Here is a 14,061-nt window from a genome sequence, read left to right as displayed (position 1 = left end):
CCGTTTGGGGGGGCTAAAAAGGCGAATGGGCGACGCGGGACAGTAGCTCGGCGATTGCAGTTGGCCCCAGTTATTAAGGAGCCGCAAATTTGAGCCAAACCCGCTGCCTATTGGCTGGCAGATTGCCGCTTACTCCTCCGCTCCTCCCCCCTGCTTTCTTCATGGCCTCGACCCTGCTTCCCCGACTTGCTTCGATGATGGCCGCCGCCGCGCTGCTGCTGGTAGTGGCCTGTCAGAAAGACCGCGAACCCAGCACGCCCACCACCGCCGACCTCGCCGCCATCACGGCCCTGCCGCAGGAGGCCACCGCCCCGGCCAGCAACCCGAGCAGCGCGGCCAAAATCGCGCTGGGCCGCGCCCTGTTCTGGGACCCCGTGCTGTCGGGCGGCAAGGACGTGAGCTGCGCCAGCTGCCACCATCCCGCCAGCGGCTACGCCGACGCCCTCGACCTCAGCATCGGCAGCAACGGCCAGGGCCTGGGCACCGCCCGCCACTTCCGCGCCCCCAACGACATTGCCTTCAACCAGCGCAACTCGCCCACCGTGCTCAACGCCGCTTTCAACGGCATGGCGACCGATGGCAGCTACCAGCCCGCCACGGCCGCCATGTTCTGGGATTTGCGGGCACAGTCACTTGAAAACCAGTCGCTGATGCCCGTGGCTACGCTGGAGGAGATGCGCGGCCACCAGTATACCGAGGGCGTGGCCCTCGATTCGGTGGTGGCGCGGCTGCGCGGCATTGCGGCATATGGGCCGCTGTTCAGCGCCGCGTTCGCGGAGGCCACGCCCATTTCGGCGGCCAATATCGGCAAGGCCATTGCCTGCTTCGAGCGCACGCTGCTGGCCACCGATGCGCCTTTCGACCAATACATGCGCGGCGACAAAAGTGCCCTCACGGCCCAGCAGGTGCAGGGGCTGAACGATTTCGTGACCAGCGGCTGCGCCAAGTGCCACAGCGGCCCGATGCTCAGCGACTACCAGCTGCACGTCCTCGGCGTGGCCGATAATAGCAAAAACCCGGCTTCTGATGCGGGGGCCAATGGCAGCTACGCCTTCCGCACGCCCAGCCTGCGCAACGTGGCCCTCACTGCGCCCTACATGCACAGCGGCACGCTGCCCAACCTGCAGGCGGTGCTGGCTTTCTACGCGCCACCGCCCGGGGCACCGGCCACAGCCAACCCGCACGTGAGCCTGGGGCAGCGCGACCCGCTGTTTCCCGGCCGCGTGACCAATCCGCAGAACATCATCGCCTTTCTGCAATCCCTCACCGCCACCAGCTACGACCGCACCGTGCCCGCCGCCGTGCCCAGCGGCCTGGCCGTGGGCGGCAACATTCACTAGCCTTCCTTTCATTATTTTTTCCATTTTTCAACCCTTTTTCCCCAACCAACTTTTATGCGCTTCACTAACCTCCTACGTTTTGCCAGCGCCGCGGCGCTGCTATGCTCCATGAGCAGTTTCTCAGGCTGCGAGAAAGACAATGTGGGCCCCAACGGCGGCTGCACCAAGAAAATCACGACGGCCACTCCGCCGACGACCACGACTACGACGGGAACCGGTACGGGCACGGGCGCTAACTAACCCGGCACAGGGGTACCTCGCCCCCGGCACCTCTCCAAAAGAGAGGGGAACCTGACGTTAGCCCGCGCTGAAAGTCGCGTGGCACCCCTATCTTGGAGAGGTGCCGGGGGCGAGGTTTTTCAGCTGCTGCCGGCCGATTTATTATCTTCACTACTACCATGAAAACCCTCCGCTCGCTTAGACTGCTGTTGCTGCTGTTGCTGCTGCCGCTGGCGGCTTCGGCCACGCACATTGTGGGCGGCGAGCTGGATTTGCAGTACAAGTCCGGCAGCACCTACACGCTCAGCCTCAACCTGTATTTTGATGCCATCAACGGCGACCCGCTGGCCTTGGACCAAAGCCTTATAGCCAGCATTTTTGTGAAAGCCACCAACCAGCGAGTGGTGAACGTGACGCTGCCGCTCACCAGCAATACCTTCGTACAATATACTAACCCGGCCTGCGCCGTGGGCTCGCTGAGCACCCGCAAGCTAGTGTATACCAAAGATATCACCCTGGATATCACCACCTACGCCAACCCCGGCGGCTACTACGTGGCCGTGGAGCGCTGCTGCCGCAACATCAGTATCAGCAACATTATGAACCCGGCCGGCGCGGCCCAGACCTTTTACCTCGAGTTTCCGGCCGTCGTGCGCTCGGGCGCGGCTTTTATTGATTCCACGCCGCGCATTTTCCCGCCCCTGGGCGACTATGCGTGCCGGGGCGAGCTGTTTTATTACGACTTCGGCGGGCAGGACATCGACGGCGACTCGCTCGCCTACGATATGGTGACGCCGCTGAATGGCCACGCCTCGGCGGCCGTGGGCAACACCGCGCCCCTGCCCAGCGCCGCGCCCTACGCCCCCATCACCTGGAGCCCGAGCCTGAGCGCCGCCAACCAGATTCCGGGCACGTCGGCCCTGGGCATTAACGCGCGCACCGGCCGCCTCACGGTGCGGGCCACCAACCTGGGCCTGTTCGTGTTCGGGGTGCGCTGCGCGGAGTTTCGCAAGGGCGTGAAAATCGGCGAAACGCGGCGCGACTTCCAGCTTTATGTGCTGAACTGCCCCACCAACCTGGCGCCCAGGCTCCAGGTGCACCCCGCCAACAGCGCCACGCTGTACCGCCCCGGCCGCGATACGCTACGCCTGCTGCCCGGCGGCAACCGATGCCTCACCATTCGCTACACCGACTCCGACCCCAACTCGGTGCTTACCATGAGCACCCGGCCGGTCAATTTCACGGTGCCCGCGCCCACCTTCACCACTAGTACCAGCGGCACGGTGCGGGCCGCCGGCGCCCCCGACACTCTCACCGCCACCCTCTGCTTCCCCGATTGCGCCGACACCAAGGGCAAGGTGTACCTGCTCGACCTCATTGTGGCCGATAACGGATGCAGTCTGCCCAAGCACGATACCGTGCGCGTAGCCTTCACCGCCACGCAGGGCACCAACGCGGCCCCGGTGCTCAGCAGCAGCTTCCCGCCCGCCCCGGCTCCCACCGTAGATACCGCCCCCACGGTGGTGCGCGTGACGCTGGGCCTGCGCTACACCGCCACCCTGACCGGCACCGATGCCAACCGCAACGCCTTGGCCCTCGCGGCCGTGGGCGAGGGCTTCGACCTCGCGGCGATGGGCATGCAGTTCACGGCCCAGAATGGCGCGGGCCTGGCCAATGGAACCTTCGCCTGGGAGCCCACCTGCGCCGCCGTGGCGGCCATCGGCACCAGCAATGGCCTGGTGGTGCACTTCAAGCTGACCGAAACCGGCCCCTGCGTACCGCTGCCGCAGGAGCGGACCATCCGCTTCGAGGTGGTGCCGGTGACGGAGCTGACAGCCTTCCGCCCGCCCAACGTCATCACGCCGAACGGCGACGGGTTGAACGACTTTCTGCGGATGCCCGACCTGCCGGTGGACTTCTGCGATAATAAATTTGCGGGTATCAAAATCTTCTCGCGCTGGGGCCAGCAGATATTTGCTTCGGCAGAGCGCGAGTTTCAGTGGGGCGGCCAGGGCGCGGGCGGGCTGTATTATTACCTGGCTACTTACACCGACGGCCGCAAGTTTAAGGGCTGGGTGGAGGTGATTCCGTAGCGGGGTGGCAATGCTTGGTTACCCGTCATTTCATTACCCGTCATGCAGAGCGCAGCGCTCTGCATGACGGCCTTTATAAAAACCAGCGCCAACGCTACTTCTACCTACTTTTCCCCTCCCATGAAGCTAAAGCCCAACATTGCCACCAGCGAGGCCGGATTCATCTTTAATCCCGCCACCGGCGACTCCTTCGCGGCCAACCCGCTGGCGGCCGACATCCTGGCCCGCGCCAAGGCCGGCCTGGACGCAGCGGCCATCAAGGCCGGCATTCTGGAGTGCTACGACGTAGCCCCCGGCCAGCTCGAAAAGGACTGGGACGACCTGCTGGCCCAGCTGCGCGACTTCAACCTGCTGGTGGAAGCGGGAAGTGAGGAGCAGGGAGCGGGCAACAAAAAGTAACCTGCGCCAATGCCCACTCCCCACTCCCCGCTTCCCGCTTCCAACACCCGGCCGCGCCTCACCGTGGCCGTGACCGGCCTTAATGCCACCGACAGCCCCGGCCCGGGCGTGGCCGTTATCCGCGCCCTGCGCGAGAGCACGGATTTCGACCTGCGCATCATCGGGCTGAGCTATGAGGCGTTGGAGCCGGGCATTTACCTGCGTGAGCTGGTGGATAAGTCCTACCAGCTGCCCTACCCGGCGGCGGGCACGGCGGCGCTACTGGCGCGGCTGGCCCACATCCGCGAGCGGGAGGAAGTGGCCGTGCTCATCCCCAACTTCGATGCCGAGCTGTTCAACTTCATCAAGCTGGAGCCAGAATTACGGGCGCTGGGCATCCACACGTTTCTGCCCACACTGGCCCAGCTCGACGCCCGCGACAAGCTGAACCTTGCCGCCTTCGGGGCTGCGCACGGCTTCAGCACCCCCGCCAGCCGGCCGCTGCACAGCGCTTTTGAAATAACGACTGCCGCCGAAACCCTGGGCTGGCCGCTGGTACTGAAGGGCCGCTACTACGATGCCGCCGTGGTGCACTCGCTGGCGCAGGCCGAGCAGGCGTTTGCGCGGCTGAGCGGGCTGTGGGGCATGCCACTCATCGCACAGCAGTTTGTGGCGGGGCAGGAAATCAACATTGCCGGGCTGGGCGACGGGCACGGCCGCGCCCTGAGCGCAGTGCCCATGCGCAAGCTCACCATCACGGACCGGGGCAAAGCCTGGGCCGGCATCACCCTGGAGGATGAGGCCCTGCTGGCCCTGGCCCGCCGCTTTGCCGAGGCCACCCGCTGGCGCGGTGGCTTCGAGCTAGAGCTGATTCGCACGGCCACGAATGAGCTGGTGATTCTCGAAATCAACCCCCGCTTCCCGGCCTGGATATACCTCACGGCCGCCGCCGGCCAAAACCAGCCCGCCGCCCTGCTCCGCCTGGCCCTGGCCCTGCCCGTGCCGATGATGGAAGGCTATGCCGTGGGCAAGATGTTCGTGCGCTACGCCTGGGATTTGATTACCGACCACACCGAATTCCAGCAAGTGGCCGCGCTGGGTGAACTTTGAGCTCCCCTCCTCGGCTGAGGAGAGGATATTGCCGCGTAGCGGCAACGGGGGTGGTTGACCGCGTTGAACGACACCCGAACGACACCCGGCTGGTGCGGCCGAATCACGCCCAAACGATGCCCGGCTGGTGCGGCCGCGAGTCGTTCAACGATTCAACCACCCCAGCTGTCGCTTCGCGCCAGTATTCCCTCCTCAGCCGAGGAGGGGAGTTGTCCGCTGGCACATTATTATCCATCCATGAAACGCCCCTACGAACGTCCTACCCTGCGCAAGCTCACGGCCGGCGCGCTGCACAAGTTTGGGCCGCGCGCCGGGGCCGCACCCACGGCCGCCCTCGATGGCGTAGCCGTGGCGGAGCTGGTGGCCCGGTTCGGCTCGCCGCTCTTTGTGCTGAGCGAGCGGCAGCTGCGGCGCAGCTACCAGGCGGCGGTGCGGGCCTTTGGCACGCGCTACCCGGCGGTGCAGCTGGCGTGGTCGTACAAAACAAACTATCTGAACGCCGTGTGCCGCACCTTCCACCAGGAGGGCGCGTGGGCGGAGGTGGTGAGCGGCATGGAGCTGGAAAAGGCTTTGCTGAACGGCGTGCCCGGCCCGCACATTCTCTTCAACGGCCCCGGCAAGCGGCGCGCCGATTTGGAGCGGGCCTGCGCGGTCGATGCCGTCATTCACCTCGACAATGCCGATGAGCTGCACCTGCTGCTGGACGTGGCCGCCGGCCGCGCCAGCCGGCCCCGCGTGGCCCTGCGCGTGAATCTCGACGCGGGCATCTACCCGCAGTGGGACCGGTTCGGCTTCAACCTGGAGAATGGCGAGGCCTGGCAGGCCCTGGGCCGCGTGGTGGCCTCGGGGCGGCTGGCGCTGGTGGGGCTGCACTGCCACATCGGAACTTATGTGCTCCAGCCCAAGGCGTATGGCGTGGCGGCCACCAAGCTGGCAGCGCTGGCCCGGCGCTGCCGGCGCGAGCTGAACACGGCCGTGCAGTACCTCGACCTGGGCGGCGGCTTCCCTTCCACCAACACCCTGAAAGGCGCTTACCTTCCCGCCGCCGATACCGTGCCGCCGCTCGACGAATACGCCGAAGCCATCACCGGGGCCCTGCTCGGCGCAGGCTTCCCGGCCGATGAGCTGCCGCTGCTGGTGCTGGAAGCCGGCCGGGCGCTGGTGGACGACGCGGGCTCGCTCATCGGCTCGGTGCTGGCCAACAAGCGCCTGGCCGACGGCCGCCGCGCCACCATCCTCGACTTCGGGGTGAACCTGCTCTTCACCTCCTTTTGGTACGACCACCACATCAGCCCCACCCGCGAATTCTCGGACCAAACCGAGCCCACCGTGCTCTACGGCCCCCTCTGTATGAACATCGACCAGCTCCGCAACAGCATCGCCCTGCCCCTGCTCGCCCCCAGCGATACCGTGGTGGTGCACAAAGTGGGCGCATACAACATGAGCCAGTGGCAGCAGTTCATCAACCTGCGGCCCAACGTAGTGATGATTGACGAGGCCGGCGCGGTGCATATAATAAGAGCCGCCGAAACGCTGGAGTACCTGCAGCAGCTGGAGCGGGTGCCGGCGCACCTGCTTCCTTAACTTTCATCGCCCTCCCCGAAAACCTCACCCCCGGCCCCTCTCCCCAGGAGAGGGGAGCCTGACGACCCGTAACCGAAGTATTTCCGGTGCCCCTCTCTTTTGGAGAGTGGGTCGGGGGTGAGGTTACGCCAGCCGCGCCGTTATGACTCCTACCCTTACATCCTTCCTTCGCGCCGTGCTGCACAGCTACGCCATGCTGTTCTTTTCGCAGCATCGGGGCTTTGCAGCGGTGCTGCTGCTAGTGTCGTTTGGGCACCCGGTGGTGGGGGCGGCGGGGTTGGTCAGCACCTGCCTGGCGGTGGCCGGGGCGCAGCTGGGCGGCTTCAATAAGGAATGGACCGCCAGCGGTGCCTACAGTTTCAACGCCCTGCTTACCGGGCTGGGGCTGGCCTCGTTTTTCGCGCCGGGCTGGGGGCTGGCGGGGCTGGTGGTGGTGGGCGCGGGCCTGGCCCTGCTGCTGAGCGTGGCCCTGGGCGGCTGGCTGGGCGGGCGGGGACTGCCGTTTTTGTCGGTGCCGTTTGTGGGCACGGTATGGGTGCTGCTGCTGGGAGCCGGGCCGCTGCTGCACCTGCCGGCGGCCGAAAGCGGCATCTACTGGCTGAACGATGCCTACGCCCTGGGCGGCCCCCGGCTGGCCACGGCCGCCCAATGGGTGGGCGACTGGCCCTGGCCGCCGCTGCTGGCTACGTACCTGCGGGCGCTGAGCGCGGTGCTATTTCAGGACAGTGCGCTGGGCGGGCTGCTGGTGGCGATGGGGCTGCTGTGGCACTCGCGCATTGCGTTTTCGCTATCGGTGCTGGGCTTTTTGGGAGCATATGGCTTGCTGCTGCTCACCGGGCCGGCGGGCAGCGGGCCGCCCGATTATAACCTAGGGGCCAACTACGTGGTGGCGGCCGTGGCCGTGGGCGGCGTGTTCGTCATTCCCTCGGCGGCCAGCTACGGGTGGGCCTTACTGAGCGTGCCCATGACGGTGGTGGTGCTAGCCGGCTGCACTACGGTGCTGGACCGGCTGGGACTGCCGGCGCTGTCGCTGCCCTACTGCGCCACGGCTTTGTTGTTCCTCTACGTGCTACTGCTGCGCGAGCGGCCGGGCGCGGGACTGGTGCTCACGCCCATCCAGCGCTACTCGCCCGAGCGCAACCTCTACGCCTACGCCACGGCCCGGGTGCGGCTGGCCCACCAGGGCGCGGTGCCCCTCACCCTGCCCTTCCTGGGCGCGTGGACCTGCACCCAGGGCTACACCGACGGTGGCCCTACCCACCTCGGCGACTGGGGCCAGGCTCTGGACTTCGCCATCACTGACGCCGACGGCCGCACCTACCACGGCACCGGCCGCGCCCTGAGCGACTACTACGCCTACAACAAGCCCGTGCTGGCCCCCGCCGACGGTGTGGTGCAGGAAGTCATTCAGCACATCGAAGACAATGCCATCGGCGAGGTGAACACCCGCGAGAACTGGGGCAATACCGTCGTAATCCGCCATGCGGCCGGGCTGTTCACCCAGCTTTCGCACCTGCGCGCCCACTCGGTGCCGGTGAAGGTGGGCGACTACGTACGGCGCGGCGACATCGTTGGTACCTGCGGCAGCTCGGGGCGCTCGCCCGAGCCGCACCTGCACTTCCAAGTGCAGGCCACTCCCTACTTGGGTTCGCGCACGCTGGCCTACCCGTTGGCGTATTTCGTGGCAGCGGCGGGGGTGAGCGCGGCCAGTATTCCCGCACAGCCAACCCCGCCGTCGCGGAAGCTCAGGCAGCAGCTTGCTCAGTCAATAAATTTATCAGCAAGCATTTATGGGCAAGCAAATGCTGCATTGGATTCGCCGGCTAGGATGAGCTACGCCCCCGATGGAACAACACGCCCGGCCGAAACCCCTGCTTTTGCTGCTTCCCAAATGCCGCAGCTCCGGCACTTTGCCGTGCCCGTGGCGGGCGAAATCGTGCGCCCGCCCACCTTCAACCGCACTCTGAGCCAGGCCCTGCGCCTGCCCCCCGGCTACGCGCTGGACGTGCGCGATGCCGCCGCGCCCACCGCCCCGGCCCAGCGCTGGGAAGTATTCACCGATGCCTACAACCTGGCCTATCTGCGCTGCCAGCGCACGGGAGCGGTGCTCTACTTCGGGGGCGATGAGTCGGTGTTCTACTGCACGGCTTTTTATGGCGATGAAAGCTCGTGGCTCTTTCTGCTTTACCAGGCCGCCTACCGGGTGCCGCTGGCCGGCCTGCCGGGCCAGGTCGTGCACGACGAGTTTCCGCTGACCGTGGTGCACAACCCGGCTCTTACCTGGGCGCAGGATGTGCTGGCCCCATTTTACCGTTTCCTGCGCCCCACTTTTTGGGCCGAGGAACTACCCGCCACGGCCGGCCATTGGCCCGGCGGTCCGGTGCGGCTGCGCAGCCGTGTGGTGGTGGCAGGCTTTGGCCGCGCCCGCGAGGTACAGGCTGCCGAGCTGCTTTTTACCGAAGGCCGGCTCGCCGAGCTGCGCGTGCGCCGTGCCACCGGCAGCGTCACCCTCACCTGCTCAGTAGCCGGCGCATGAGGAAATTAGCCCTGCTGCTGGTACTGCTGGCCGGAACCACCGCCGCCCACGCCCAGGCCCCAGTGCCCGATTATCAAACCACCGACAGCCTGACCCAGGCCCTGGCCGGGCAGTACCGCTGGGCCGCGCTCGACTCGGTGGGAGGCACCGCCCTGCGCCTCGGGCTCGACTACCCGGCCCTGCGCCGCCGGCTGGGCCAGGCCGCCCTGGCCCGCGACCGCCCAGCGCAGGCCACCTGGCACTACGGCCGCGCCCTGCGCGAAAACCCGGTTGATATCACCGCCCGCTACGGCCTGGCCCTGGCCTACCTCAGCCTGAACCAGCCCGGCCCCGCCGCCCTGGTGGCGCGCGACCTGCCCGACTCGCTGCGCCGCCCACTGCATCTCAACGGCTTCCAGCTGCTGAGCCGGGTGGAGGTGGAGGCCAGTGGCCAGACCACCCGCCAGGAGCATCGGGGACCGGCCGGCTTCCTGCGCCTGGGCGTGGGCACCCGCCTCAGCCCCCGCCTCAGCCTGAGCCAGAGCATTAGCTACTTCGGCCAGAACATTGAGCTGCCCGACCGCCAGCAGCGCGGCCGTGGCACCTCCTACCCCGTGCGCCAGAACGGGTACTACGCCCAGCTGGCCGGCCAGCTGGCGCCGCGCTGGCGGGCACTGCTCGGCTACCATTTCCTCGACAGCGATTTTGGCCGCCTCGAAACCAGCAGCAGCCACCTTGGCTATGCCGCCCTGGCCTACGCCCGCCCCCACTGGACGGCGCAGCTGGGCCAGTACGTGGGCACCCTCACCGATACTGCCCGCGCCCAAACTAACCTGCGCCTGACCGTGTACCCGCTCGGCAACCTGCGCCTGTATGGCTTCGGGCAGGCCAGCGTGGTGCGCTCCAACGGCCGCAGCCACCCGCATGCGCTGCTGGGGGCGGGCGGGCGGCTGCACCGCCGCGCCTGGCTCGATGTGTACGGCGGCCTGGGCCAGGTGCCGGTGCTGGCCGAGCTCGATGGACTATACGTGTACAATCTACTCGACCCCTTGCAGGCCCGCGCCGGGACCGGCCTGCTTATTTTGCTGCCCGAGCGGCTCTCGCTGCGCCTGAGCTACGGCCTGGAGCGCCGCCGCGATGCCATCAACGGCTCCCTGTATAACTTGCAATCTCTTAGTACCGCCCTCGCATGGACCTGGTAAAGCTGACTTTCGCCACCGCTGCCCTCGTGTATGCTGTGCCGGCCGCCGCCCAGGCTCCGGACCAGACTACCGCCTTTGCCACCAGCTACGCCGCCGAGGCCAAGGCCGACTACGCCGACGCCATTGCGCCCATCAAAAGCATCTACACCGGCACCTACGAGCAGAACCTGCGCCTGGGCTGGCTCTATTTCCTAGCCAAAAACTACCCCGCCGCCGCCGCCCACTACCAGAAGGCCGTGGAGCAGCGCCCCTACGCCATCGAGCCCAAGTTCGGCCTCATCAAGCCCCTGAACGCGCTAGGCCAGATTGAGAAGATGCTGAGCACCTACGAAACCATTCTCAAAGTAGACCCCCAGAATACCCAGGCCAACTACTGGACCGGCGTTATCTACCTCAACCGCAAGGCCTACAGCCAGGCCGCCCGCTACTTCGAGCACGTCGTCAATCTCTACCCGTTCGACTACGATTCCAACATCTCCCTGGCCTGGGCCTACCTCAACCTCGGCAAGAAAGCCGAAGCCCGCGCCCTCTACACCAAGGCCCTGCTCATCCGGCCCGGCGATGCCGCCGCCACCGCCGGCCTGCGCCGCCTCTAGCGCGGCCCCTACGCCACCAGGCAGCGCACCACGTAGGCCACCAGCGCCTGAAACGTTTCGGCCCGCCGCAGCTCGGCATCGTCGAGCTGCACGTAGCACGCCTGCTCTACCTCGCAGTACAGCTCGTTGCGCTCCACCTCACTGGCAAACACGGCACTCAGCCGGCGACGCGGTATGAGGCAGGACGGCGCAATGAAGTGCCGCCGGAAAATGCGGCGCAAAATACGATAGGCCTGCTTTTTCATACTCGTAAGGGATAAGGCGATAACAGCGGCATGGCTGGCGCGGGCTGCCAGCTGCTCAGTTGGCTGGCCGGCGGCCGGGACGGCGCGCCCGGCGCTGGGCCGCCGGCTTGGCCTGCAGCCGGGCATATTCATCGGCTTTCAATAGTAACCGGAGCTGGGTGTCAAATTCGTCTTCGAAGCGCTGCACGGCAAAAAACAATGGGATGATTAAGGGGAGTGGCAATACTAAATCTTTACCGCCCGGCGGCCAGCAGGCTGATGCGCTGGTCGTCGGGTTGGGCGACCTGCCACTGCTCCAGCCGCAGCACCTGTATGGCCGTGAGCTGCGCCCGCAGGACCTGGTCGGCGGCCTCCGGCGTGGCGGTAGTGGCTGAGGAGGCCGGATGGGCTGCGGCCAGGCGGGCGGCCAGTGCCTGGCGCACCGCCACCACTTGCTGGGGCTGGAGTTACAGCGTGGTGGTGAGGTCGCGCAGCAGCTAGTGATACTGCGCCACTGAAAGCGCCGCCGCCACCGGGATGCTGGCCGGGCCATCGGCGAAGGATACGGGCACGCGCGGGGTTGCACTTTCGGCGTCGCGCATTTGCGCGGCGGCGGGCCTGGCTTCGGCGAGGGCGAGCAGGCACACGAGGAGGCGGAGGAGGCGCGGCATTTGCATGGGTGCGGGCTATTGGAAGCGAAAAAAACCGCCGGCGGCGGGCCGGTTTCATGCATCAAAGGTGTTCGGTCGGAGCCGGGGCCTCAAACCCAATCGCCCAACCGTGCTGCCACACCGACTACTTCCCGGTTTGGCCAGCTTATCCACACCGGAGTACCTTGGCTTAAAGCAGAACAACTGGGAGCTTCAGAGCTGATATTCACCGACTTTTTAAACTAATTCGTCGATTTATTATCTTTGCTGCCAACCCTACTGGGTATCTTTGGTCAGCCCCCTCCACTTCGCCCATAGGCTACCCCAAGCGCCGCCTTTTTCTCATCTTACTAATACCCTGTTCCCATGACTGATGCCACCGGCTACGTCACCTCACGCCACCCCACGATTTTACTGGGCAGCGGCTACGCCGTTTCGCCCGGCGTGGTGCCCTGGTCCTACCAGCCCGGCGATGAGCTCGGGGCAGACCCGGTAGCAGAGGGCCAGTTTGTGCTGGAGCAGAACTACCCCAACCCGCACCGCGGCGTAACAACCGTTCCCTTCACCCTGCCCGGGGATGCCGATGTCCACCTCGATTTATTCGACCAGTTGGGCCGCAAAATGGCAGGCGTAGCACGCAAAGGCCGTAACGCCGGGTCGCAAAATATAAAAATCAATCTGGAGGGCCTGGGATTACCGGCTGGCGACTATATTTACCGACTACAGGTCAGCAACCGGTTCGGGATATACCAGCAGGCGAAGCAGATGACCATCGAATAAAAACAACTGGAAGTGAGTGGGCTTAGAAGTGAAGCCCCGAGGCCGACCGCTGCAACGGTCGGCCTCTTTTTTTGGGTCTTGGGGCCCAAGGCCGCATTCGTTTGGCCGAAACCTTTCAGGTTAGGCTGCGCCGCCCGTACTTTGCCGTTGGGCCACTACGGGCGGCGGCTTACTTTTCCACTCGCTTCCAACTCCCATCGCGGCTCCGCCGCATATCTTTTTCTTATGGCTGACCAAACTCTTACCGGCCTGCGCGCCGGTGTGCTGCACGGCGACGAAGTGCAGGCCCTCTTCCAGAATGCCAAGGCCCACGGCTACGCGCTGCCCGCCGTGAACGTGACCGGCACCAACACCGTGAATGCCGTGCTCGAAACCGCCAAGGCAGTGAATTCGCCCGTGATGGTGCAGTTCTCGAACGGCGGCGCGCAGTTCTTCGCCGGCAAGTCGGTGAGCAACGACGGCCAGCGGGCCAGCATCGCGGGTGGTATTTCGGGCGCTCACCACGTTCACCTTATGGCCGCGCTCTACGACGTGCCCGTGGTGCTGCACACCGACCACGCCGCCAAAAAGCTCCTCCCCTGGATTGACGGCCTGCTCGATGCCGGCGAGAAATACTACCAGACGCACGGCCAGCCCCTCTACAGCTCGCACATGCTGGACTTGTCGGAAGAGCCGATTGAGGAAAACATCGAAATCTGCAAGCGCTACCTAGAGCGCATGGCCAAAATCGGCATGACGCTGGAGATTGAGCTGGGCGTGACCGGCGGCGAGGAAGACGGCGTGGACAACTCCGACGTGGATTCCTCCAAGCTCTATACCCAGCCCGAGGAAGTGGCTTTTGCCTACGAGCAGCTGAGCGAAATCAGCCCGCGCTTCACCATCGCGGCCGCTTTTGGCAACGTGCACGGCGTGTACAAGCCCGGCAACGTGAAGCTGGAGCCCAAGATTCTACACAACTCGCAGGAGTTCCTGCGCCAGAAGCACAACATCGCCGAAGCCCTGCCCATCGACTTCGTATTCCACGGCGGCTCGGGCTCGTCGCAGGAGGAAATCCGCGAGGCCATCAGCTACGGCGCCATCAAGATGAACATCGACACTGACCTGCAATGGGCGCTGTGGGAAGGCATCAAAGACTACTACGTGAAGAACGAAAGCTTCCTGCAGGGCCAAATTGGCAACCCCGGCGGAGCCGATTCGCCCAACAAGAAGTACTACGACCCGCGCGTGTGGCTGCGCAAAGGCGAAGAGACGTTCTCGGCCCGTTTGAAAACGGCATTTGAGGACCTGAACTGCATCAACCGCCGCTACTAGCCGGTTGAACGTCCCACTCCCCTCCTTTTTTAAGGAGGGGACATTTTTGCAACGCGAAA

The 14,061-nt window shown here is 65.6% G+C and carries 15 protein-coding genes; 11 read left to right on the top strand and 4 right to left on the bottom strand.

The window, feature by feature from the left end; translation table 11 throughout:
- Positions 1 to 161: 161 nt before the first annotated feature.
- The 9 genes from KQ661_RS07760 (at position 162) to KQ661_RS07720 (ending at position 11,037) form a co-directional block, all read left to right on the top strand.
- Positions 162 to 1,340, top strand: a complete 1,179-nt coding sequence (locus KQ661_RS07760) for a cytochrome-c peroxidase (protein ID WP_226930009.1) — start codon at positions 162 to 164, stop codon at positions 1,338 to 1,340.
- Between the two features lie 54 nt (positions 1,341 to 1,394).
- Complete coding sequence (locus KQ661_RS07755; protein WP_216680100.1) at positions 1,395 to 1,580, top strand: hypothetical protein; 186 nt, start codon at positions 1,395 to 1,397, stop codon at positions 1,578 to 1,580.
- Between the two features lie 158 nt (positions 1,581 to 1,738).
- Complete coding sequence (locus KQ661_RS07750) at positions 1,739 to 3,652, top strand: T9SS type B sorting domain-containing protein (RefSeq protein ID WP_216686083.1); 1,914 nt, start codon at positions 1,739 to 1,741, stop codon at positions 3,650 to 3,652.
- Between the two features lie 120 nt (positions 3,653 to 3,772).
- On the top strand, positions 3,773 to 4,051 hold the full coding sequence (locus tag KQ661_RS07745; protein ID WP_216680098.1) for a PqqD family protein: 279 nt from the start codon (positions 3,773 to 3,775) through the stop codon (positions 4,049 to 4,051).
- A 9-nt stretch (positions 4,052 to 4,060) separates the two neighbouring features.
- Entirely contained in the window at positions 4,061 to 5,140 is a 1,080-nt protein-coding gene (locus tag KQ661_RS07740) for an ATP-grasp domain-containing protein (protein WP_216680097.1), read from the top strand.
- A gap of 237 nt (positions 5,141 to 5,377) precedes the next feature.
- Entirely contained in the window at positions 5,378 to 6,724 is a 1,347-nt protein-coding gene (locus KQ661_RS07735) for a type III PLP-dependent enzyme domain-containing protein (protein ID WP_216680096.1), read from the top strand.
- A 142-nt stretch (positions 6,725 to 6,866) separates the two neighbouring features.
- Positions 6,867 to 9,260 carry an urea transporter gene (locus KQ661_RS22780; protein WP_216686082.1) on the top strand — a complete coding sequence of 798 codons (2,394 nt, stop codon included), beginning with the start codon at positions 6,867 to 6,869 and terminating at the stop codon, positions 9,258 to 9,260.
- Positions 9,257 to 10,441, top strand: a complete 1,185-nt coding sequence (locus KQ661_RS07725) for a tetratricopeptide repeat protein (RefSeq protein WP_216686081.1) — start codon at positions 9,257 to 9,259, stop codon at positions 10,439 to 10,441. The genes KQ661_RS22780 and KQ661_RS07725 overlap by 4 nt, the downstream gene beginning before the upstream one ends.
- Positions 10,429 to 11,037, top strand: a complete 609-nt coding sequence (locus tag KQ661_RS07720; protein WP_216686080.1) for a tetratricopeptide repeat protein — start codon at positions 10,429 to 10,431, stop codon at positions 11,035 to 11,037. The genes KQ661_RS07725 and KQ661_RS07720 overlap by 13 nt, the downstream gene beginning before the upstream one ends.
- Before the next feature lie 8 nt (positions 11,038 to 11,045).
- Here the strand turns inward: KQ661_RS07720 and KQ661_RS07715 are convergent, their stop codons facing one another.
- The 4 genes from KQ661_RS07715 to KQ661_RS07700 are packed head-to-tail and all read right to left on the bottom strand — an operon-like array spanning position 11,046 to position 11,932.
- Positions 11,046 to 11,282, bottom strand: a complete 237-nt coding sequence (locus tag KQ661_RS07715) for a hypothetical protein (RefSeq protein WP_216686079.1) — start codon at positions 11,280 to 11,282, stop codon at positions 11,046 to 11,048.
- A gap of 55 nt (positions 11,283 to 11,337) precedes the next feature.
- Positions 11,338 to 11,505, bottom strand: coding sequence for a hypothetical protein (locus tag KQ661_RS07710; RefSeq protein WP_216686078.1), 168 nt, complete (start codon positions 11,503 to 11,505; stop codon positions 11,338 to 11,340).
- A gap of 10 nt (positions 11,506 to 11,515) precedes the next feature.
- The gene (locus tag KQ661_RS07705) at positions 11,516 to 11,713 is read right to left on the bottom strand and encodes a hypothetical protein (protein ID WP_216680090.1); all 198 of its coding nucleotides are present in this window, start codon (positions 11,711 to 11,713) and stop codon (positions 11,516 to 11,518) included.
- A 45-nt stretch (positions 11,714 to 11,758) separates the two neighbouring features.
- Entirely contained in the window at positions 11,759 to 11,932 is a 174-nt protein-coding gene (locus KQ661_RS07700; RefSeq protein ID WP_216680089.1) for a hypothetical protein, read from the bottom strand.
- A 345-nt stretch (positions 11,933 to 12,277) separates the two neighbouring features.
- Here KQ661_RS07700 and KQ661_RS07695 point away from each other — a divergent pair, with 345 nt between their 5' ends.
- Both KQ661_RS07695 and fbaA read left to right on the top strand, forming a co-directional pair.
- Positions 12,278 to 12,691 (top strand): T9SS type A sorting domain-containing protein, encoded by a 414-nt coding sequence (locus tag KQ661_RS07695; protein ID WP_216680088.1) that lies wholly within the window; start codon positions 12,278 to 12,280, stop codon positions 12,689 to 12,691.
- Positions 12,692 to 12,916: 225 nt separating this feature from the next.
- The gene (gene fbaA / locus KQ661_RS07690; protein ID WP_216680087.1) at positions 12,917 to 14,002 is read left to right on the top strand and encodes a class II fructose-bisphosphate aldolase; all 1,086 of its coding nucleotides are present in this window, start codon (positions 12,917 to 12,919) and stop codon (positions 14,000 to 14,002) included.
- Positions 14,003 to 14,061 lie beyond the last annotated feature (59 nt).

Origin of the sequence: Hymenobacter siberiensis, from assembly GCF_018967845.1 — a bacterium.
Taxonomy (GTDB): domain Bacteria; phylum Bacteroidota; class Bacteroidia; order Cytophagales; family Hymenobacteraceae; genus Hymenobacter; species Hymenobacter siberiensis.
This window is presented reverse-complemented; position numbering and strand designations above follow the sequence as displayed.